The sequence below is a fragment of the Marinobacter sp. tcs-11 genome, from assembly GCF_002049515.1.
GTDB lineage: Bacteria > Pseudomonadota > Gammaproteobacteria > Pseudomonadales > Oleiphilaceae > Marinobacter > Marinobacter nauticus.
Window position 1 is genome coordinate 122,970 of sequence record NZ_LLYU01000005.1, and the last position, 20,496, is coordinate 143,465.

General features: G+C 58.0%; 16 protein-coding genes. 8 read left to right on the forward strand and 8 right to left on the reverse strand.

Annotation, left to right across the window (positions count from 1 at the left end; genetic code table 11):
* Positions 1-4: 4 nt before the first annotated feature.
* From ARC85_RS07850 to ARC85_RS07875, 6 genes are read right to left on the reverse strand one after another with little or no spacing between them, the layout of a single operon-like run.
* The gene (locus ARC85_RS07850; protein WP_286714690.1) at positions 5-3,715 is read right to left on the reverse strand and encodes a YhdP family phospholipid transporter; all 3,711 of its coding nucleotides are present in this window, start codon (positions 3,713-3,715) and stop codon (positions 5-7) included.
* A 37-nt stretch (positions 3,716-3,752) separates the two neighbouring features.
* On the reverse strand, positions 3,753-5,234 hold the full coding sequence (gene rng, locus ARC85_RS07855; protein ID WP_011786169.1) for a ribonuclease G: 1,482 nt from the start codon (positions 5,232-5,234) through the stop codon (positions 3,753-3,755).
* On the reverse strand, positions 5,231-5,833 hold the full coding sequence (locus tag ARC85_RS07860) for a Maf family protein (protein ID WP_153741148.1): 603 nt from the start codon (positions 5,831-5,833) through the stop codon (positions 5,231-5,233). The genes rng and ARC85_RS07860 overlap by 4 nt, the downstream gene beginning before the upstream one ends.
* 4 nt (positions 5,834-5,837) lie before the next feature.
* Complete coding sequence (gene mreD / locus ARC85_RS07865) at positions 5,838-6,314, reverse strand: rod shape-determining protein MreD (protein ID WP_011786171.1); 477 nt, start codon at positions 6,312-6,314, stop codon at positions 5,838-5,840.
* A complete protein-coding gene (gene mreC, locus ARC85_RS07870; RefSeq protein ID WP_153741149.1) occupies positions 6,314-7,180 on the reverse strand; it encodes a rod shape-determining protein MreC in 867 nt (288 codons plus the stop codon). Before mreC ends, mreD begins: the two co-directional genes overlap by 1 nt.
* Positions 7,181-7,209: 29 nt before the next feature.
* Complete coding sequence (locus tag ARC85_RS07875) at positions 7,210-8,253, reverse strand: rod shape-determining protein (protein ID WP_011786173.1); 1,044 nt, start codon at positions 8,251-8,253, stop codon at positions 7,210-7,212.
* A gap of 394 nt (positions 8,254-8,647) precedes the next feature.
* Here ARC85_RS07875 and gatC point away from each other — a divergent pair, with 394 nt between their 5' ends.
* From gatC to gatB, 3 genes are read left to right on the forward strand one after another with little or no spacing between them, the layout of a single operon-like run.
* Positions 8,648-8,935 carry an Asp-tRNA(Asn)/Glu-tRNA(Gln) amidotransferase subunit GatC gene (gatC, locus tag ARC85_RS07880; RefSeq protein ID WP_014422114.1) on the forward strand — a complete coding sequence of 96 codons (288 nt, stop codon included), beginning with the start codon at positions 8,648-8,650 and terminating at the stop codon, positions 8,933-8,935.
* Between the two features lie 33 nt (positions 8,936-8,968).
* Positions 8,969-10,426: an Asp-tRNA(Asn)/Glu-tRNA(Gln) amidotransferase subunit GatA gene (gene gatA / locus ARC85_RS07885; protein WP_286714691.1), complete on the forward strand. Its 1,458-nt coding sequence runs from the start codon at positions 8,969-8,971 to the stop codon at positions 10,424-10,426.
* Between the two features lie 22 nt (positions 10,427-10,448).
* The gene (gene gatB / locus ARC85_RS07890) at positions 10,449-11,900 is read left to right on the forward strand and encodes an Asp-tRNA(Asn)/Glu-tRNA(Gln) amidotransferase subunit GatB (RefSeq protein WP_011786176.1); all 1,452 of its coding nucleotides are present in this window, start codon (positions 10,449-10,451) and stop codon (positions 11,898-11,900) included.
* Positions 11,901-12,103: 203 nt separating this feature from the next.
* Here gatB and rimO read toward each other — a convergent pair whose 3' ends face one another.
* On the reverse strand, positions 12,104-13,444 hold the full coding sequence (gene rimO / locus ARC85_RS07895) for a 30S ribosomal protein S12 methylthiotransferase RimO (RefSeq protein WP_220269747.1): 1,341 nt from the start codon (positions 13,442-13,444) through the stop codon (positions 12,104-12,106).
* A 309-nt stretch (positions 13,445-13,753) separates the two neighbouring features.
* Here rimO and ARC85_RS07900 point away from each other — a divergent pair, with 309 nt between their 5' ends.
* The 4 genes from ARC85_RS07900 (at position 13,754) to ARC85_RS07915 (ending at position 18,060) form a co-directional block, all read left to right on the forward strand.
* Positions 13,754-14,176, forward strand: coding sequence for a PilZ domain-containing protein (locus tag ARC85_RS07900; protein WP_014422121.1), 423 nt, complete (start codon positions 13,754-13,756; stop codon positions 14,174-14,176).
* A 168-nt stretch (positions 14,177-14,344) separates the two neighbouring features.
* Positions 14,345-15,259, forward strand: coding sequence for a sulfate adenylyltransferase subunit CysD (gene cysD, locus ARC85_RS07905; protein WP_011786179.1), 915 nt, complete (start codon positions 14,345-14,347; stop codon positions 15,257-15,259).
* Position 15,260: 1 nt separating this feature from the next.
* Complete coding sequence (gene cysN / locus ARC85_RS07910) at positions 15,261-16,919, forward strand: sulfate adenylyltransferase subunit CysN (RefSeq protein WP_011786180.1); 1,659 nt, start codon at positions 15,261-15,263, stop codon at positions 16,917-16,919.
* A 124-nt stretch (positions 16,920-17,043) separates the two neighbouring features.
* Positions 17,044-18,060 carry a nucleoid-associated protein gene (locus tag ARC85_RS07915; RefSeq protein WP_011786181.1) on the forward strand — a complete coding sequence of 339 codons (1,017 nt, stop codon included), beginning with the start codon at positions 17,044-17,046 and terminating at the stop codon, positions 18,058-18,060.
* Between the two features lie 7 nt (positions 18,061-18,067).
* Here the strand turns inward: ARC85_RS07915 and trmH are convergent, their stop codons facing one another.
* The gene (trmH, locus tag ARC85_RS07920) at positions 18,068-18,802 is read right to left on the reverse strand and encodes a tRNA (guanosine(18)-2'-O)-methyltransferase TrmH (RefSeq protein WP_011786182.1); all 735 of its coding nucleotides are present in this window, start codon (positions 18,800-18,802) and stop codon (positions 18,068-18,070) included.
* Between the two features lie 342 nt (positions 18,803-19,144).
* Between trmH and miaB the strand changes: the two genes are divergently transcribed.
* Entirely contained in the window at positions 19,145-20,491 is a 1,347-nt protein-coding gene (gene miaB / locus ARC85_RS07925; RefSeq protein ID WP_011786183.1) for a tRNA (N6-isopentenyl adenosine(37)-C2)-methylthiotransferase MiaB, read from the forward strand.
* Positions 20,492-20,496 lie beyond the last annotated feature (5 nt).

The following is a 20,496-nucleotide window of genomic DNA, read 5'->3' on the forward strand; positions in this document are numbered from 1 at the left end:
CTCCTTACTCACCGGTATCGAACACGCCCCGCAGATCCACTTCCGGATTGCTCCAGGTTCCTGTGACACTGTACGTCGCACTGGTCAGTTTGCTCAACGGGTCGCCCAGAATTTTATCGAGCACGAACAAGGCGCCGCCGATGGGGGCGCTCGCCCCCATCAGTATGGCAGCCAGGGGCAGATTCTGTGTCACGGGTAGCACTAGGACCAGGCGCATATCCAACGTTTCTTCGGCCATGTTGGTATTGCCACTGAGTTTGAACGCGCCGGACGGACCCACCAGTTGCAGTTCCGGATCCATGGTCACCAGGCCATTTATGATGTTGGCTTTACCGGAAATGGCGTCAAAGGCGACGCCCCGTTCGTACAGATCCGAGAAATCCAGCCGCAACCTGCGCCAGAGCGTATCGGTGTTCAGCAGGTTGAAAATCCGGAACAATTGCGCCGAATTGCTCTGCTCCATGATCATGCCGTCGTCCAGGCGGGCACTGACCGTGCCGCTTATCTTGCTGAGAGAAATGTTATTCGGGCTTCCAGGCCAATCCAGATCCAGTTCAACCGCCGTTTCTTCGTTGGTCATCGGAATGGTGCTGCCAGTCAGCGCTTCCAGATCCTTAAGGGCCCCGCCCTCCAGCTTACCAGTAAACCGGGTGGTTTCCCGATCGTCTACAATGCTCCAGGTCATATCGCCGGACAACACCAGGGATCCAAGCCGGCCTTCCACCTCCTGCACACGCAACCGATAGGGTTCAGGGCGCAGCTTGAAACGCCAGCTTCCCGCAGACTCGCCATCCAGCCGGAGATCCGAGATTCTGGCATCAATGTCGGGCCAATTTCCCATATCCAGCTCCCTGAACGCCTGCAACTGCTCCTCAAGAGTCAGAAATTCGTTGTCCTGCTCTGCGGCACTGGTCTCCCGTACCAGGCGCAGGGTTGCAAAGTCGGCCTCTACCGTGCCCCCTTCCCTGGGTAACACCACCCTGCCCTGGGCCCGATCCGAGTCGGTGTGAACGACCCACCGGTCTTCCAGCTCAAGCGCATCAATGGCGATATTGGTCAGATGGTGAGCGCCCAGATTCAAATGTTCGAAGACCAGCTCGAAGCCCGTCTCCTTAAAACGGAGTTCAGCGTCCAGACGATCCTGCCATTGCGCAGCGATCGCCACGCCTTCGCTCTGGAACGGATCAACCCGGACCGACAGGGGGGTTCGCTCGCGCGCGGTCTTTGCCAGTGGTTTGGGCCAATCCACCTGCAGACCTTCAAGGTCTGAAAACAGGGAAATCACCGGCTCGCTGGCACCGCCTAATTCCAGCTCTGCGGTGTAGACAAGCTCTCCGGAAAGCCCGCGCGCCGCATCGTTAGCCAGGCCAAAGGCCGCCAGGGAGCCTGGCAGCTTCAGACCACCTTGCTGGCGTATCAGCATGGCATCGCCGGCCTCCGCGGTGGAAAAAACGACACTGACCGGTTGATCGAAAAAACGGGCAGTGACCGGTGGCCCGGAAAATCCATCAACACTGTCGTAAGTCAGGTCAGCCCGAATATTCTGCCAGCGAAGTCCCGCATCCGGTAATTGGAATCCGGCATTGTCGGTTTTTACCTGCGCCGTAACCCGGGTGTCCTGCCCTTGCGATAGCGGTAGCTCCAGCCCAAGACTCAGCTCAAACTCCCCGTCATAACGGGCACGGGTGTTACCGTATCCCAACAATTCCCCCAACGGAGTATTGGCCAGCCACCAGGGTATTCTCTCTGCCGGAACCGTCGACACTGCATCTACGCGCACCAGCGTGCCAGCTTCCCCATCTCCGGGAAGGACGTGAACACTGGCGTTTTCCAGCTCCAACCCACCGATCTCGCCCCGAGCGAGCATTACCCGCGTGTCGGCATTCTGGATCTCGACCCGCCCGCTGGCCTGCTCCACAGCGGGCCAGCGCTGGTCGTATCGAATCGTGGCGTTATCGAATTCATACCACATGGAGGAAACAAACGATCCAGACGGCGCGGAGGAATCAATACGGCCGTGGCCATAGTACTGCCCCCGGATACCGGCCTCCGGAATACTGTTGGTGAGCCATTCATAAAGCCCGTCGCCCACAGCATTCGCCGGCACGAAATCCGCCAGCATATCGGCATTGCCGCCTTCTACGCCGACGCTCAAACCAAGATTGTCCTCCCCGAATCGATCCAGCCGCAGGTCAAACGCGCCGCTTAACCGGGTATCTGAGCGATAGATAAACTCCAGATCATCGGAGAATACCCTGGTGATCCCTCCTTCCAGGGTCCAGGCGACGGTTCCGGATAGGGAGTCCAGCGTCCAGTCAGTGTTGAACAACTGCGGAAAGCCCAGCATGACGGGTTCTGGTGTATCCAGGGTCACCCTGCCACTGTCTGAATTCATCTGGATAAAGCCATATAGCCCCTCGGCGCGGGGGGCGCCAGACCAGGCCCGCACCCCGAACTCCCGCAATCTGGCACTTAACGAGAACCGGGAGCCCTGCTCTGGCAGAGTAAACAACATATCGTCCAGAAAACCCGCAGGCTGGTAATGCTCCAGCGCCTCACTGGCAGCATCCGGCAGCAGCTCCAGGGCCTGAACCAATCGCCGCAAAGGCTTGAGCGGCAGTGAGTCTGCCACCAGCTTGAGCTCATTCTGACCGTCCTCGATGCGAACACTGAACGGCAGAACCTGATCGCCAATCCAGTCCCAGCGAAGCTTCTGCAAACGTAGGGCCTCCCCCCGCCGCCAACCGAAGTGAGCCTGGATATCTTCAAGAGGCGCCAGCGATTCACGGTTAACACCTAACTGAAGATAGGGAGTGCGAACCTGACCCTGAACCTGCTGCAGCTCGCCATCCTCAAAGCTTAACCAGGCACTGCCCCCCAGATCGAAGCCTTCAACGCGTATGCCCCGCCAGTTCAGATCATCAATCAGGCCGTCGAACAGTCGACCGGAATCCACATCCAGGTAGAGTTGACCGGTAAACTCACCCCTGAAAAACCGCTGCCCTACCAGAGCAAAACTGGCCAGCTGTGTGGTTGTACCACTCTGCATGGCCCGGCCTGCGGCCTGGAACAAGCCGCCCTGGTAGGACAGATCAAGCTGAGGAATATCCAGAAAACGAAGGTTCTGTCGGCTTGGGCCCAGCGCCAGGCTGACCCGTGTCACCCGGACTTCCGGATCCGACAACCAGCGGCCTGCCAGGCGAATCCATTCCTGAAGTTCCGGCGCACCCGGCTCGGCCAGCTCCACAATCTCTTCCACCGGATTGATAAATGGATCCTCGGTAGGGCGAACCACCGTTAACGCCAGACCGTCAGCGTCAAAATTGCGGAACACCAGGCGGAAGCGGAACAGGGAGGCAAAAAAATCGAGCCGCAATTCCAGGTGCTCAAGTTCTGCGGCTATGCGGTCTGAATCCGGGGAATTGATGGTGATATCTTTGGCGGTAATGGAGGGATCCAGCCAATACCATTGGGAGGATAAACGGCCAACAGACACATCCAGGCCTGTGGCTTCGGAGAGCGAAGCCGCCAGTTCATCAGAAAAGCTGTTGATATTGGAGGTGAGCTGGCGACCGACACCAACATAGAGTGCGAATAACACCAGCAGCGTCAGGATGGACCACCAGACCACACTGGCAAAAACCGCCAACCCGCGGGCAACCAGACCGCGCTCATCCTCGGCTGGTTGCGAACTGTCCGGCTCGCGGATCGACATAAGACTCAGCTCCCTGCAACGCCCTGCTGCTCAGGTGTCAGAGCAAAACAACGTCGTACTGTTCCTGGCTGTAGAAAGGCTCAACCTGGAAGCGAATGGTTTTACTGATAAAGGTTTCAAGGTCCGCAACGTTGTCTGACTCTTCATCCAGCAGGCGGTCCACCACCTTCTGGGACGCCATCACCAGGTAATTCTCCGCCTCATAGGCACGGTTAACGCGCAGGATTTCCCGGAAGATTTCGTAGCACACGGTTTCGGCGGTTTTCAGGAATCCCCGGCCGTCACAGATCGGACACGGCTCGCACAGAACCTGACCCAGGCTTTCGGTGGTGCGTTTTCGGGTCATCTCCACAAGTCCCAGCTCGGAAACGCCGGTGATCTTGGTTTTGGCGTGATCCCGTTCCAGCATTTTCTCCAGCATCCGGTGCACCTGGCGCTGGTGTTCGGGATCTTCCATGTCGATAAAGTCGATGATGATGATCCCGCCCAGATTCCGCAGCCGAAGCTGACGACTGATCGCCCGGGCGGCTTCCAGATTGGTTTTGAAGATGGTCTCTTCCAGATTGCGGTGGCCCACAAAGGCACCGGTGTTGATGTCGATGGTCGTCATCGCTTCGGTCTGATCGATGATCACATAGCCACCGGATTTGAGCTGCACCTTGCGGCTCAGGGCTTTCTGGATTTCATCTTCAACCGAATACAGGTCAAAGATAGGCCGCTCACCGGGGTAGTACTCCACCTTGTCGGCAAACTCAGTGACGAACTCTTTGACAAACTCCATTACCCGCTGATAGCTCTCGCGACTATCAATACGCACTTTTTCAGTTTGCGGTCGGATCAGATCCCGGATGGTGCGAATAAACAACGGCAAATCCTGATAGACCACTGAGGGTGCCGGCGCTTTGGCAATGCGCTCCTGGATCGACTGGCTTAGCCGGTGCAGGTAGGTCATATCAGCAATCAGATCTTCGGCCGAGGCAGCCTCCGCCGCGGTGCGGATGATATAGCCACCCTGCACATCATCATGTTCCGCTGCGCCTTCCTCGATCAGGGATTTCAGCCGCGCGCGCTCATTATCATCTTCAATGCGCTGGGAAATCCCGACATGGCAAACGCCTGGCATGAACACCAGATAACGGGAGGGAATGGAAAGCTGGGTGGTGAGTCGCGCACCCTTGGTACCAATCGGGTCCTTGGTTACCTGCACCACCAGGGACTGCCCCTCCCGCAACAGGGTACGGATATCCGGCACGGTCCGGGGGGCGTCTGACGGTTCGTCGCCTGATGTCTGGCCACTGACGACGTCGGACGCATGAATGAAAGCCGCCCGTTCCAGGCCGATGTCCACGAACGCGGCTTCCATGCCGGGCAGCACCCGAACGACCTTGCCCTTGTAGATGTTGCCGACAATCCCCTTGCGACTGGTGCGCTCGATATAGGCTTCCTGCAACATGCCGTTTTCAACGAGGGCGACCCGGGTTTCCACCGGAGTCACGTTGATCAGGATCTCTTCACTCATGCTTGGCCCTCCTTACTGCATGGCCAGTGGCGCCAGACAGGGTCGCCGGCATCTGCCAATAACTCTGCGGTTTCCTGCAGGGGCAAACCCACCACAGCGCTGTAGCTGCCCTTGAGTTCCCGAACAAAGATACCACCACGTCCCTGAATTCCGTAGCTTCCTGCCTTGTCCATGGGTTCACCGGTGGCGACGTAGGCGACAATTTCGGCTTCTGAGAGCTCCCGAAAGCTGACATCGGTGACCACCACCAATGACCGACACTTCTGATCCTGGGCCAGAGCGATCGCGGTCATCACCTGATGGGTTCTTCCAGATAACCGGCGCAACATCTCACAAGCCTGAGTATCGGACTCCGGTTTCCCAAGAATCTCTCCGTCTACAACAACAGAGGTGTCAGACCCCAGTACCCAGGCACCCGGGGCCTCACCGGCAACACAAGAGGCTTTCTCCCGGGCCAGGCGCTCAACATAGTGCTGAGCCGCTTCACCCGGTTGCGGAGTCTCGTCTATCTCGGCAGGCGCCACCTGAAAGTCAGCACCGATCTGTCTCAGCAACTCAGCGCGGCGCGGTGATGCCGAGGCCAGAATGAGGCAGCTCATACAGTTATCCCAGTTTACGGTTGATTGTGTCCAGTACGCCACTGACCACAGGCCAGGCCAGAGCGCTCGTCAAGGCTGGCCACAAGTAGCTGAAACCGGCGCTTTCAGCACCCAGTAACTGTTTCACGAAATGCACCAGCATCTGGTTGATGCCCAATAACAGAAACACCATCAGGCACTGCTGAGGCAGCGGATACATCCGCAACCGCTGGTGAATGGTCAGCACCAGAAAGGCGATCAGGGCCATGCCCATGGCATTCACGCCCAGCGGGGTAGACTCGAGAATATCCAGTAACAACCCCAGGCACCAGGCCATCAAAATGCCAAACTGGGCCGGGGCGCGGAAGGTCCAGTAGAAGACAATCAGTCCGAGCCACTCCGGGCGAAACTGAAACCAGTCCACCGGAAACAGGGAGATACTCAGCACCAACGATAACACCACGGTGATGGCGAACAGCGGATAACTGATGACAGACAACATCAGTTTGCCTCCTCGTTATCCGGGGCCGTCTGCCCATTTTCGGGCACCGAGCGCTCTTCCGGCTGAAACACGATCAGCACCAGCCGACTCTGGTTGAGGCGGGCTTTCGGCGCGGCCTGAATGGTCACAAAAGGCTCCCCCGGCTCTTTGACGATGGAACTGACCTCTGCCACCGGGTAGCCTCGGGGGAATCGCCCGCCAAGACCGGAACTGACCAGCATGTCGCCCTCGCGGATGTCAGCAGTATCCGGTACGTGAACCAGATCCAGCTCATCGGTTTCGCCGTTACCCAGCAAAATCGAACGCAGACCATTACGCACCACCTCAACGGGAACGGCGTGACTGCTGTCGGACACCAGGAGGACACGGGAGGTGAACTGGCTGGTCTGGATCACCTGGCCCATCAGGCCCTCTGCGTCCAGTACCGCCTGACCGGTCGTGACACCATCACTCTCGCCCTTGTTAATGATGATCTCGTGGGAGAACGGATCCGGGGAGACCCCCACCACTTCGCCCACAATGACCCGGTCATCCAGTACTTCGGAAGAATTCAGCAGCCGGCGCAGCTCGTTATTCTCCGACGCCAGAGCCGCGTACTTGAGAGCACGGCGTTCCAGAATCAGCAGGCGGGTTTTGAGCTCTTCGTTCTCCTGCTGCAGATCATCGCGGCTGACAAACAGGCCGGAAAACCAGTCGGCAAAGGAATATGGGGCATTGCCAAGCCAGTACACCGGAGCCAGCCCGGTGGCGAGAGTGCTGCGGACGGTGGTGAGCTTGTCAAAACGGGCATCGGCAGCGATTAACGCTGCCGATAACAGAACGACGAGAAACAGCCGGAAACCGGGTACCGGCCCCTGGACGAATATGGTCTTAATGGCTTAGCCCTCCCACGGGGTTACCCCTCCTGGGAGAACATTCCGATGCCACCGCGATCAATCACTTCCAGGGCTTTACCGCCGCCACGGGCTACGCAGGTCAGCGGATCTTCCGCAATAATGACCGGCAGGCCGGTCTCTTCGCTGATGAGCTTGTCCAGGCCCCGCAGCAGCGCACCGCCACCGGTCAGCACAATGCCGCGCTCAGCAATGTCGGAGGCCAGTTCAGGCGGAGACTGCTCCAGGGCGCTCTTCACGGTCTGGACGATCTGGGCCAGGGATTCCTGAAGCGCGTCGAGAATTTCTTCGCTGTTCAGGGTAAAGGCCCGGGGCACACCTTCAGCCAGGTTGCGACCACGAACGTCGATTTCTCGCACTTCCAGGCCTTCATAGGCACAGCCGATTTCATGCTTGATACGCTCGGCTGTGGAATCGCCGATCAGGCTGCCGTAGTTGCGACGGACGTAAGTAACGATGGCTTCGTCGAACTTGTCGCCACCAACCCGGACGGATTCGGCATAGACGATGCCATTCAGGGAGATAATCGCGATCTCGGTGGTACCGCCACCGATGTCGACAATCATGGAGCCGCTGGCTTCTTCCACCGGCAGGCCGGCACCAATGGCGGCCGCCATGGGTTCTTCGATCAGGAACACCTCGCGGGCGCCTGCACCCAGGGCCGATTCGCGGATGGCCTTGCGCTCTACCTGGGTAGATTTGCTGGGCACACACACGAGTACGCGGGGACTCGGGGTAATGAAACTGTTTTCGTGCACTTTGTGAATAAAGTGCTGGAGCATTTTTTCGGTCACGACGAAGTCGGCGATCACACCATCTTTCATGGGACGGATGGCGGTAATATTGCCCGGGGTGCGGCCCAACATGCGTTTGGCTTCGGACCCGACGGCAGCGACCATTTTCTGGGAGTTATTGGTGCGGATGGCCACGACAGAGGGTTCGTTAAGTACAATGCCGCGTTCGCGCACGTAGATAAGGGTGTTGGCGGTGCCCAGGTCGATGGACAGGTCGCTTGAGAATAAGCCTCGGAGTCTTTTGATTAACATTCGTGTTGTTTCAACCTGAGAGTTGCGGTTGCAGAAAAGAATGCGGCAACTTTAGCAGTGAGCACCTACTCAGGCAAGGCGCCATCGGGGCTTCGGGGCTTACCATTCTCACATTTTATGGCTTTAGACGGGGCCAATGTTGCGTGGGATTCTGCTAATATGTCTCGCTTATTTTCTCTGGGTGCAAGGATGCCTTGGGGAACTGCTTTCCAAAAAACGCTCCTTCGGCACATCCATGTGGCGCTTCTGCTCCGCCATCCATGGCTCCGCAAATTTTTGGAAAGCAGTTCCCCAAGGCATCTCCGGACGGCAGAGTGGCACTAAACTCAGGCCAGTACAGTCATCCGGACATCACTGCATTAAATTGTTTTCACACACGCTTTTTGGAGGCAACGTGAGCATTTCCCGCGAGGACATCGAGAAAGTTGCCGTGCTCGCCCGCATCAAAGTGGACGGCGAGCAGGTTTCGGCTCTGGAAAAGGATCTGGGCAATATTCTGGATCTGGTGGATCAGTTGAGTGCCGCGGATACCGATTCGGTGGAGCCCATGGCCCATCCGCTGGATGCGGTGCAGAAGCTGCGGCCGGATGTGGTTACCGAGACCAATCAGCGGGAGGCGTTCCAGGCGATTGCGCCGGCTACCGAGGATGGGTTGTATCTGGTGCCCAGGGTTATCGAGTGATTTGGTCGTCCATCAGAGATTTCGGGATTTATCATGCATAACAAGTCTGTAGCAGAGCTTTCCAGAGAGCTGGAGAGTGGCAGGATTTCGAGTGTGGAGCTGACGCAGCAGTTCCTGGACCGTCTGAAGACAGAAGACGGCAAGTACAACAGCTTTATTACCATCTCCGAAGAGCAGGCATTGGCCGAGGCCAGGGCTGCAGACGAGATGCGGGCGGCGGGTAAGGCCACGGTGTGGACCGGGGTGCCCTTTGCTCACAAGGATATCTTCTGCACCAGCGGCATTCGCACCAGTTGCGGTTCGAAAATGCTGGATAATTTTGTGCCTCCCTACGACGCGACGGTAACGGCTAACTTCAAGGCGGCTGGCGCGGTGTGCCTTGGCAAGACCAACATGGACGAGTTCGCCATGGGCTCGTCTAACGAGTCCAGTTTTTATGGCGCCGTGACCAACCCCTGGGGACTGTCCGGTGGTGACAAGCGGGTACCAGGTGGTTCATCCGGTGGTTCTGCGGCTGCGGTAGCGGCACGACTGGTGCCGGCGGCGACGGGCACGGATACCGGTGGCTCAATCCGTCAGCCGGCGGCATTGTGCGGCATCACCGGTTTGAAGCCGACCTATGGCCGGGTATCCCGATACGGGATGATTGCCTTTGCCTCTTCCCTGGATCAGGGCGGGCCGATGGCGCGCACGGCAGAAGATGCCGCGCTGATGTTGAATGTGATGGCGGGGCACGATCCGAAGGACTCCACCTGCATTGACCGGGAAGTACCGGATTACACGGCCACCCTGAACGAGCCGCTGAAGGGCCTGAAGATTGGCCTGCCGAAGGAATACTTCAGTGACCAGCTGGCTCCGGCTATGGAAGAGCAGGTTCGTAACGCCATTCGCGAGTATGAAAAGCTGGGCGCGACGGTGAAGGAGGTTTCCTTGCCAAACGCGAAGCTGGCCATCGCAGCGTATTACGTGATCGCTCCGGCGGAGGCGTCCGCCAACCTGTCCCGGTTTGACGGCGTGCGCTATGGCTACCGCTGCGAAGCCCCGAAAGACCTGATGGACATGTACACCCGCACCCGGGCGGAAGGCTTCGGCAACGAGGTGAAGCGCCGGATTCTGGTGGGTTCCTATGCCCTGTCCGCCGGTTATTTCGATGCCTATTACCTGAAGGCCCAGAAGGTGCGCCGCCTGATCCAGCAGGATTTCATCAATGCGTTCAAGGAAGTGGACGTGCTGATGAGCCCGGTGTCGCCAACGCCGGCGTTCAAGCAGGGCGAGAAGAACACCGATCCGGTGTCCATGTACCTGGAAGACGTGTTCACCATCGCCATTAACCTTGCAGGCATTCCGGCCATGTCGGTTCCGGCCGGGTTTGTCGACGGCTTGCCGGTGGGGCTGCAGATTATCGGGGATTACTTCTCCGAAGCGCGCCTGCTGAACGCCGCCCATCAGTTCCAGCAGGTGACCGACTGGCACCAGCGTGAACCTCAATAAGCCCGGATTAGGAGACGAACACATGCAGTGGGATATCGTGATCGGGCTGGAAATTCACGTTCAGCTCGCCACCCAGACCAAGATTTTCTCCGGCTCCAGCACCGCTTACGGTGCCGAGCCCAACACCCAGGCCAACGCGGTTGACCTGGCGATGCCCGGCACCCTGCCGGTACCCAACGAACAGGCGTTCCGCTACGCGGTGATGTTCGGCCTGGCCACCAACGCAGAAATCGGCCGTCGCTCGGTGTTCGAGCGCAAGAACTACTTCTACCCGGACCTGCCCAAGGGCTACCAGACCACCCAGCTGGCCCAGCCCATCGTTGGCCCCGGCTATGTCGACATCGACCTGGCCGATGGCAGCACCAAGCGCGTGCGCATTCACCACGCCCACCTGGAAGAAGACGCCGGCAAATCCCTGCACGAGGATTATCATGGCATGACCGGCATCGACCTGAACCGCGCCGGCACGCCGCTGATTGAGGTGGTGACCGAGCCGGATATGACCAGCGCCGAGGAAGCCGTGGCTTTTGCCAAAAAGCTGCACAGCATTGTTACCTCGCTGGGTATCTGCGACGGCGATATGTCCCAGGGTTCCATGCGCTTTGACGTCAACATCTCTCTGAAGCCAAAAGGCTCCGACACCCTGGGCACCCGCACCGAGACCAAGAACCTGAACTCGTTCCGGTTCATGGAACAGGCCATCGCCCACGAGGTGGAGCGGCAGATGGATATCCTGGAAGACGGTGGCGTGATTGTGCAGGAAACCCGCCTGTACAACGGTGACCGGGACGAGTCCCGCTCGATGCGCACCAAGGAAGAAGCCAACGACTATCGCTACTTCCCCTGCCCGGACCTGTTGCCGGTGGAAATCGACGATGCCTTCATCGAAGACGCCCGCAGCCGCCTGCCGGAACTGCCGGACGCTCGCAGGGCGCGTTTCAAGGAGCAATACGGCCTGAACGACTATGACGCTGGCATCCTGTCTGCCGACGCCAAACTGGCTGCATTCTTCGAAGAAACCGTGGAACACGGCAAAGATGCCAAGCTGGCCGCCAACTGGATTCAAGGCGAGTTCTCCGCGCGCCTGAATGCGGAGGAGAAGTCCGTCGCCGAGGCGCCGATTACCGGCGCACAACTGGGCGCCATGGTGACCCGCATCGCCGATAACACACTGTCCTCCGCCGGTGCCAAGAAGGTGTTCGAGGCGCTATGGACGGGCGAAAACAACGATGTCGATGCCATTATTGAAGCCAAGGGCCTGAAGCAGGTGTCGGATACCGGCGCCCTGGAATCCATGGTTGATGAGGTGCTGGCCGGCATGCCGGATCAGGTGGCTCAATACCAGAACGAGGAAGATCCGAAGAAGCGCAAGAAGATGCTTGGTGGCTTCATGGGGCCGCTGATGAAGGCTTCCAAGGGCCAGGGTAACCCCAAGCTGTTCAATGAGATTCTTGTTCGCAAGCTTGGCGGCTAGCATTGGCGTGGGCCATCTTGTTTTGGCCCTAGCCTTCGGATTGTGGGGAGGGGTGGGTTTGGAGCCCCTTCCCAAAAACCGCTACAAGCACATCCCTGTGCGCTTCTCTCCGGCCATCCATGGCCTCCGACATTTTTGGGAAGGGGCTCCAAACCCACCCTGCCAGACCTTTTTGCGATAGTTCGCTGACACGATGCCGACAGTCAGATCAAACGTGCCCAAAGGTCATGCTCATCGGCATGCTCTACGACAGCCTGCACAATCTGACCGGGAACGAGTTCGGTTTCATCGTTCAGGTAGACCATGCCATCAATCTCTGGCGCATCGGCCTTCGAGCGACCGATCGCACCCTCTTCATCAACTTCATCAATCAACACATCAATGGTACGACCGATTTTCGCCTGAAGACGCGCCGCTGAGATTTCTGCTTGCTTGGCCATAAAGCGAGCGAGGCGTTTCTCCTTCACCTCCTCGGGGACCGCACCTTCGAGCTCGTTCGCCGGCGCCCCTTCCACCGCGCTGTAAGTGAAGGCACCCACTCGATCCAGCTGAGCCTCGTCCAGCCAGTCCAGCAGGTACTGGAAGTCTTCCTCGGTTTCCCCCGGGAAACCAACGATGAAGGTGGAGCGAATGGTCAGTTCCGGGCAGATTTCCCGCCACTTCCTGATGCGCTCCAGAGTCTTGCTGTCATGGGCCGGGCGTTTCATGGCCTTGAGCACTTTCGGGCTGGCATGCTGGAACGGGATGTCCAGGTACGGCAGGATTTTGCCTTCGGCCATCAGCGGGATGACGTCATCCACATGGGGATAGGGATAGACATAGTGCAAACGCACCCAAACCCCCATCTCACCCAGGGCTTCACACAACGCCTGCATTTTTGTCTTTAACGGGCGCCCCTGCCAGAAACCGGTACGGTATTTGATGTCTACGCCGTAGGCGGAGGTGTCCTGAGAGATCACCAGAATTTCCTTTACTCCGGCATCCACCAATCGCTTGGCTTCGTCCATGACCTCGCCAATCGGGCGACTGACAAGGTCTCCCCGCATCGAGGGAATAATGCAGAAGGTACAGCGGTGATTACAGCCTTCCGAAATCTTCAGGTAGGCATAATGGCGCGGCGTCAGCTTGACGCCCTGAGGTGGCACCAGGTCCACAAACGGGTCATGCTCTATCTTCGGGGGCACATACTGGTGGACGGCACCCACCACTTCCTCGTAGGCCTGGGGGCCGGATACTGCGAGCACGCCCGGATGGGTTTCACGGATCCGGTCGGCCTCAACCCCCATGCAACCGGTGACGATGACTTTACCATTCTCACTGATTGCCTCACCAATGGCGTCCAGGGATTCCTGCTTGGCGGCATCTATAAAACCACAGGTGTTCACCACCACAATATCGGCGTCATCGTAGGTGGGCACCACATCGTAGCCGTCCAGGCGCAACTGGGTCAGGATACGTTCAGAATCTACCAGCGCCTTCGGGCAACCAAGGCTGATAAAGCCTACTTTTCCGCTCTGGGGCGCGTTTTGCGTTTTCTCGGTCATAAAAGCCTGCAGGATGTCCGGAGCCATGCTCCCGATGAGTGTAGCGGGCAATTTTACCTCACGACCGGAAGAACTGCAGCAGTCGCACCACCTACTCCGCCACCACAAATCCGCTGACGCAGATCAACTTACCGACTAAAACTGTGACACCGTGTTCAGAATTTTGTAGTAAAAGTGCCACAATTACCGACAGGATTCTTGCTGTTCACTTTTTAAACAGCTAAACTTTCAATCGTTTATGTGTTTTTCTGGAAGGCGTTTATGGGAAAGGCAACTTCTTTTCAAACCACACATGCCAGAAGAGTGAACATGAAACCTCTTGCCGCCAAACCCAATCTGCGAAACCAGCAGCGGGTGGACGTTTCAACCGACATTACGATCGAAAAGCCGGATGGCTGCTGCCTTACCTGCCAGGTGTCCAACCTGTCCCGCTCAGGCGTGATGCTCTCCTGTGATCAGGACACCGTCAAACAGCTGGTTCCGGGCCTGAAAACACCGGCCCCCGGCCACTGGATCGAAGTCAAAACCCGTTTTTCGGTGCCCGTCATTGCAAACCAGCCGGTCACGGTGCTCGCCGACGGGAACATCGTACACATGCGTCGCATTGCCCGAGACGAGTTCCAGATTGGTATCCAGTTCTGTGAATTCGAAGGCAACGGCTTTGACTATGTCGATCGTTATGTTGCCAAACTGCTTTCGGACGCACGTAATCCCTCCAGCGAAGCTCACTGACGGAAGCCAGTGGCGACGTCGCTGGCGTTTACCCCCGCCTCCAGACACCGGCGAAGGCTATATTATTAGAACCTGAAATTCTTACAGCATTCCTTCTTATACCCTAAGCTGCTCTGATATAGTTGTTCATCTAAATTACAGCCATTACTTCGCCCTCCATGGCAACGGATGAACATGACCACATATAACCTCACCCATCTCAAACAGCTGGAAGCCGAAAGCATCCACATCATTCGGGAAGTGGCCGCCGAGTTCGACAACCCGGTCATGCTTTACTCCATCGGCAAGGATTCTGCCGTGATGCTGCATCTTGCCCTGAAAGCCTTCTACCCGGGCAAGCCACCGTTCCCGTTGCTTCACGTGGATACCACCTGGAAATTCCGGGACATGATCTCGTTCCGGGACCATGTAGCGGAGAAGTTCGGGCTCGACCTGATCGTGCACATCAATGAAGAAGGCGTGAAGCAAGGCGTCGGCCCCTTTACTCATGGCAGCGCCAAGCACACCGACATCATGAAAACCCAATCCCTGAAGCAGGCCCTGAACAAGTACAAGTTCGACGCCGCCTTCGGGGGCGCCCGCCGGGACGAAGAAAAATCACGTGCCAAGGAGCGGGTATATTCCTTCCGTGACGAACACCACCGCTGGGACCCGAAGAACCAGCGCCCGGAGCTCTGGAATATTTACAACGGCAAAGTCAACAAGGGCGAAAGCATCCGTGTCTTCCCGCTGTCCAACTGGACGGAGCTGGACATCTGGCAATACATCTACCTTGAGAACATTGACATCGTTCCCCTCTATTACGCAGCCGTGCGGCCCGTGGTAGAGCGCGATGGCACCCTGATCATGGTAGACGACGACCGCATGCCGCTGAAAGAAGGTGAGAAGCCGATGATGAAATCGGTACGCTTCCGCACCCTGGGCTGCTATCCGCTGACCGGCGCCATTGAATCCGAGGCCAACACCCTGCCCGACATCATTCAGGAAATGCTGCTGGCCACCAGCTCAGAGCGGCAAGGCCGGGTGATCGACCACGACTCAGCGGGCTCCATGGAACAGAAAAAGCGGGAAGGGTATTTCTAACATGTCACACCAGTCTGATCTGATTGCAGAAGATATTCAGGCTTACCTGAAGCAACACGAGAACAAGGAACTCCTGCGCCTGCTCACCTGCGGCAGCGTGGATGACGGCAAGAGCACGCTGATTGGCCGGCTGTTGCATGACACCAAGATGATCTATGAAGATCACATGGCCAGCCTGAAAACTGACAGCGCAAAAATGGGCACCACCGGCGAAAAACTGGACCTGGCACTGCTGGTGGACGGCCTTCAGGCCGAGCGGGAACAGGGCATTACTATTGATGTCGCTTACCGTTATTTCAGCACCGACAAACGCAAGTTCATCATTGCGGACACCCCGGGCCATGAGCAGTACACCCGCAACATGGCCACCGGCGCATCCACTGCGCAACTGGCCATCCTGATGATTGATGCCCGCCACGGCGTACTCACCCAGACCCGCCGGCATTCCTATATTGCCTCGCTACTGGGCATCCGGCACATCGTGGTCGCCGTGAACAAAATGGATCTGGTGGACTTCAGCGAAGAGCGCTTCAATGAAATCCGCGACGACTACCTGGCCTTTGCCTCACGACTGGGCCTCAAGGACATCCGTTTTGTTCCCATCTCGGCGCTGGATGGAGACAACGTCGTCAACAAGAGCGAGAACACCCCCTGGTTTACCGGCCAGCCGCTGATGGAAATTCTGGAAACGGTGGAAGTGTCCCGTGACAAGAACCTGGAGCATTTCCGCTTCCCGGTGCAGTACGTGACCCGTCCGAACCTGAACTTCCGCGGCTTCTGCGGCACCATCGCCTCTGGGGTGGTTCGCCCTGGCGATGCAGTGATGGCCCTGCCCTCACGCCGTACCAGCAAAGTAAAGGAAGTCGTGACCTTCGACGGCAACCTGGACGAAGCCTACATCGACCAGGCGGTCACCCTGACCCTCGAAGACGAGATCGACATTAGCCGTGGCGACATGCTGGTGAAGGTGGAGGACGAACCGGAAGTCCACAACCGCTTCAATGCCAACATTGTCTGGATGACCGACGCACCGCTGGAAACCGGCCGGCTGTATGACATCAAGCTGGGCCCCACCTTTACTTCCGGTACCGTGAAGAAAATCCACCATCAGACCGATGTAAACACGCTGGATCAGCAAGCCAATCCCAGCCAACTGGCCCTGAATGAAATCGGCCTGTGCGAACTGACTCTGAACCAACCGGTCGCGTTCGACGCCTATCAGCGTAACCATGCCACCGGCAGCTTCATCGTCATTGACCGCCTGACCAACGTAACCATCGGGGCGGGCATGATCGCAGGCCTGGCCGATGGCCTGGAATCCCTGGACCCGGTCACCGCCGAGGAACGCGAACGACGCCTGGCCCAGAAGCCGGCCATCATCGCCTGTAACGGCAAACATGGCCCGGAACTGGCGCTGGCCGTTGAGCGAGCTCTGTTCGATCAGGGCAAGACCGCCGTCGTGGTATCCGAAGAAAATGCGGGCGACGCAGACGAACGCCGTCGGGTAGCGCAGTTGCTGACCGCTCACGGGCTGGTAGCCATTGCCGTGAACCTGGGTTCGGACATTGCCAACGCCAGTGCCAACGCAGAGAACGAAGCTGACATTCCCGGCGCCGTCTCGACACTGGTCCAGGAACTGATTCGCAGCAAGCGAATCTGATTTCCATACCCGCCCATTGAGAACCCCGGCCCGAACGAAGACGTCGGGACCGGGGTTTCTTTCTCTGCCAACCGTGGCACAATCACGCTCCGCCAAGCCGACTGAATCTGACAGGAGCTGACCCATGGCCATCAAACACCTGCGCACCGCCTTCGCAAGCCAATACCAGCCGGGCCAACCTGCCCGCCTCGTAGCGGGCGAGGCCCTGCAGGAACCGGGCGGCGACTACGAAGCCCTGCACAAGCAGATGAAGCGCCTGTTCAACAGCAAACCCGGCAAGAAATATGGCCGCTTCTCAGACGACATCGGCGAATGCCCCTTCAGCGCCTGGCTCAAAGACTACCTGGAAGACAAACAGACCTTCGCGGCCATGACCGACCGTCTTTTCGGCCAGTGGCAGGAACTGCTGACCGGTAGCCAGGAAGAATTTGACGGCCACCTGATGATCGTACACGACGCCCTGGCCGATGCCGAAGTGGTGTACCTGTTTATCCTGGAAACCGACAGCGCCATGCGCTTCGACGGCAGCCAGAAACTGGACGCCACCGACGTACTCAGCCTGTCGCGCCTGAACCTGGCCGTGCGAATTGAACTGGACGACTGGCGCAACGCCAACGGCAGCGAAAACTACATGACCCTGATCCACGGCCGCGGCACCGGCGACCCCGGCGAACTGTTCATCCGCCTGTGCGCCTTCACCAACAGCGTGGACGTGGAAAAGGAAACCATGACCTTTCTGGACGCAGTGGAAGCATTCGCCAAAACCAGCGAACCGGAAAAAGCCGGCGAAGTGCGCGCCAAGGCCTACGAATTCTGCAAAGACCAGCACGCCCTGGGCGAGCCCGTGGAAATCGAAGCTCTGTCGAATTACCTGGACGAAAGCCAGCCCCAGCGCTTCAAGGAATTCGCCAGCCAGAACGCGGAACTACCGGAAACCGGCGTACTGCACCCGGACCACCGCAAGGTCAAAAAACTCGTGCGCATCGCTGGCTCCGGCGGAGGTATGAGCGTGTCTTTTTCGTCGGACCTGGTGAACCAGGCGGTGTACTACGACCGTGACAAAGACGCCCTCACCATCACCCGCCTGCCCAAAGCGCTGCGAGAACAACTGCAACGGTACCTGGAAGCCCGCGAGGACTGATCCAAGCTCAGTCCTCTGCTACATTTTCCGGCTGATCGTCCCACCGGGGGCGATTGGCCCTGAGCTTCCTGACCTCCTGCATCCAGCCCACGCCATCGATCAACTCCCCGGTTTCATGATCAATAGGCGGATACGGCAGGTTGCGATCATCACAGTACCGCTTCACTGTTGGCTGGCACCAACAGAACAGCAGACGGTTGTACTCGTCATCGGGCATCCGTCGCTGATCAAACATACCTGCCAGCTTCCGCTGACGCTGGGCTTCGGAAAGGATAATCGAGCAAGCTGAAGACACATTCAGCGATTCCACCATTCCCATCATCGGAATCACAATATGCTCATCCGCCTGCTCGGCGGTCACCGGGTTCACACCGTCCACTTCGTTACCCATGATAATCGTGCACGGCACGGTGTAATCCACCTCCCGAAAATCCACCGCCCGGTCTGACAATTGCGCCGCATACAGCTTGTGCCCCTGGGCCTTCAGCTCCGTTACCGCGTTATCCATGGTCGGATGGGTATGCGTTGTTACCCAATGAAAGCTGCCACCGGCTGTCTTACGAAATGCCCGAAAACCCTCCTTGGGCCAGACCACGTGCATATTGGCCAGGCCGAAGGCATCGCAGGACCGAATAATGGCCGACAGGTTTCTGGGTTTGTGCACCTGATCCGTCAGCACCCGCAGGTCGGGTTGACGGGTGTTGAGGACTTGCTTGATTCGGGCGAGGCGTTCGGGAGTCATAAGTAAATTGGCTAGCGATGATTTTCCGGCTCCCACAAACCAACAATCAAGCTTGTAGAATCCAGTACAGGTGTCTGGGAAGGGTTTTGGGGTGGGCTTTCCAAAAATTTCGAAGGCCATGGATGGCCTGAGAGAAGCGCACATGGATGTGCTCGTAGCGGTTTTTGGAAAGCCCACCCCAAAAGCCTTCATGCACATAAGCGGCGAATAATAGCACAGAGCCAAATGAGGAATACCGAGACAACGGTGGTTGAAGATTAAGCACCCCGTTATAATACGCAGTCCATTTTTGCCAGCGCCCCACTCCACCCCGGCGCCAACACACCAAACTACGTGAGACCCATGGCCAAGAAGCTGTACATCAAAACCCACGGCTGCCAAATGAACGAGTACGACTCTGCCCGCATGGCAGACCTGCTCAAAACCGGCGAAGCGGTCGAAGTCACCGACAACGCCGATGACGCCGACATCCTGCTGCTGAACACCTGCTCCATCCGCGAAAAAGCCCAGGAGAAAGTGTTTCACCAGCTTGGCCGCTGGAAAAGTCTCAAAACCAAAAAACCCGACCTGATCATCGGCGTCGGCGGCTGCGTCGCCAGCCAGGAAGGCCAGGCCATCATCGACCGGGCGCCCTACGTGGATATGGTATTCGGCCCGCAAACCCTGCATCGCCTGCCCGACATGATCACCGAAGTACGCACCAAGGGTAACGGCGTTGGCGTGGTCGACGTCAGCTTTCCGGAAATCGAGAAATTCGACAACCTGCCTGAGCCCGGCGCCGACGGCCCCTCTGCGTTTGTCTCCATTATGGAAGGCTGCAGCAAATACTGCACCTTCTGCGTGGTGCCCTACACCCGTGGCGAAGAAGTCAGCCGCCCGGTGGACGACGTCATCGCCGAAGTGGCCCATCTGGCCGCCCAAGGCGTGCGCGAAGTAAACCTGCTGGGCCAGAACGTCAATGCCTACCGTGGCGAAACCCACGACGGCGACCAGATGGACCTGGCAGAACTGATCGAAGTCATCGCCACCATCGACGGCATTGACCGCATCCGCTACACCACCTCTCACCCGGTGGAATTCAGCGACGCGCTGATTGAAGTCTACGAGCGGGTTCCCGAACTGGTCAGCCACCTGCACCTGCCGGTACAGAGCGGATCTGATCGCATCCTCGCGGCAATGAAGCGAGGCCACACGGCGCTGGAGTACAAATCCAAGCTGCGCCGCCTGCGCAAGATTCGCCCGGACATCAGCTTTTCTTCGGATTTCATCATCGGCTTCCCGGGTGAAACCGACAAGGATTTCGAGGACACCATGAAGCTGATTAACGACATCGGCTTCGACATGTCCTTCAGTTTCATCTATAGCGCCCGCCCGGGCACACCGGCGTCTGACTTGCCGGACGATACGCCGATGGAGGTGAAGAAGCAGCGGTTGAGCATCCTTCAGGATCGCCTGAATCAGAATGTGATGGATATCAGCCGGAAGATGGTGGGTTCTACTCAGCGTATTCTGGTGACTGGTTTGTCCAAGAAGGATCCAGGCGAGTATGCGGGGCGTACGGAGAACAACCGTATTGTGAATTTCCGCCACGAGAATCCTGAGGTGGTTGGGCACTTTATCGATGTGGAGATTGTGGAGGCCTATCCCAATTCTCTTCGCGGTGTGCCGGTTAGTTCCGAGTTGTTTTAGGCTTC

Coding starts and splice junctions, on each gene's coding strand:
- ARC85_RS07850 (WP_286714690.1), bottom strand. CDS start 3,715: ATGTCGATCCGCGAGCCGGACAGTTCGCAACCAGCCGAGGATGAGCGC.
- rng (WP_011786169.1), bottom strand. CDS start 5,234: ATGAGTGAAGAGATCCTGATCAACGTGACTCCGGTGGAAACCCGGGTC.
- ARC85_RS07860 (WP_153741148.1), bottom strand. CDS start 5,833: ATGAGCTGCCTCATTCTGGCCTCGGCATCACCGCGCCGCGCTGAGTTG.
- mreD (WP_011786171.1), bottom strand. CDS start 6,314: ATGTTGTCTGTCATCAGTTATCCGCTGTTCGCCATCACCGTGGTGTTA.
- ARC85_RS07875 (WP_011786173.1), bottom strand. CDS start 8,253: ATGTTAATCAAAAGACTCCGAGGCTTATTCTCAAGCGACCTGTCCATC.
- gatA (WP_286714691.1), top strand. CDS start 8,969: ATGCATAACAAGTCTGTAGCAGAGCTTTCCAGAGAGCTGGAGAGTGGC.
- gatB (WP_011786176.1), top strand. CDS start 10,449: ATGCAGTGGGATATCGTGATCGGGCTGGAAATTCACGTTCAGCTCGCC.
- rimO (WP_220269747.1), bottom strand. CDS start 13,444: ATGACCGAGAAAACGCAAAACGCGCCCCAGAGCGGAAAAGTAGGCTTT.
- ARC85_RS07900 (WP_014422121.1), top strand. CDS start 13,754: ATGAAACCTCTTGCCGCCAAACCCAATCTGCGAAACCAGCAGCGGGTG.
- cysD (WP_011786179.1), top strand. CDS start 14,345: ATGAACATGACCACATATAACCTCACCCATCTCAAACAGCTGGAAGCC.
- cysN (WP_011786180.1), top strand. CDS start 15,261: ATGTCACACCAGTCTGATCTGATTGCAGAAGATATTCAGGCTTACCTG.
- ARC85_RS07915 (WP_011786181.1), top strand. CDS start 17,044: ATGGCCATCAAACACCTGCGCACCGCCTTCGCAAGCCAATACCAGCCG.
- trmH (WP_011786182.1), bottom strand. CDS start 18,802: ATGACTCCCGAACGCCTCGCCCGAATCAAGCAAGTCCTCAACACCCGT.
- miaB (WP_011786183.1), top strand. CDS start 19,145: ATGGCCAAGAAGCTGTACATCAAAACCCACGGCTGCCAAATGAACGAG.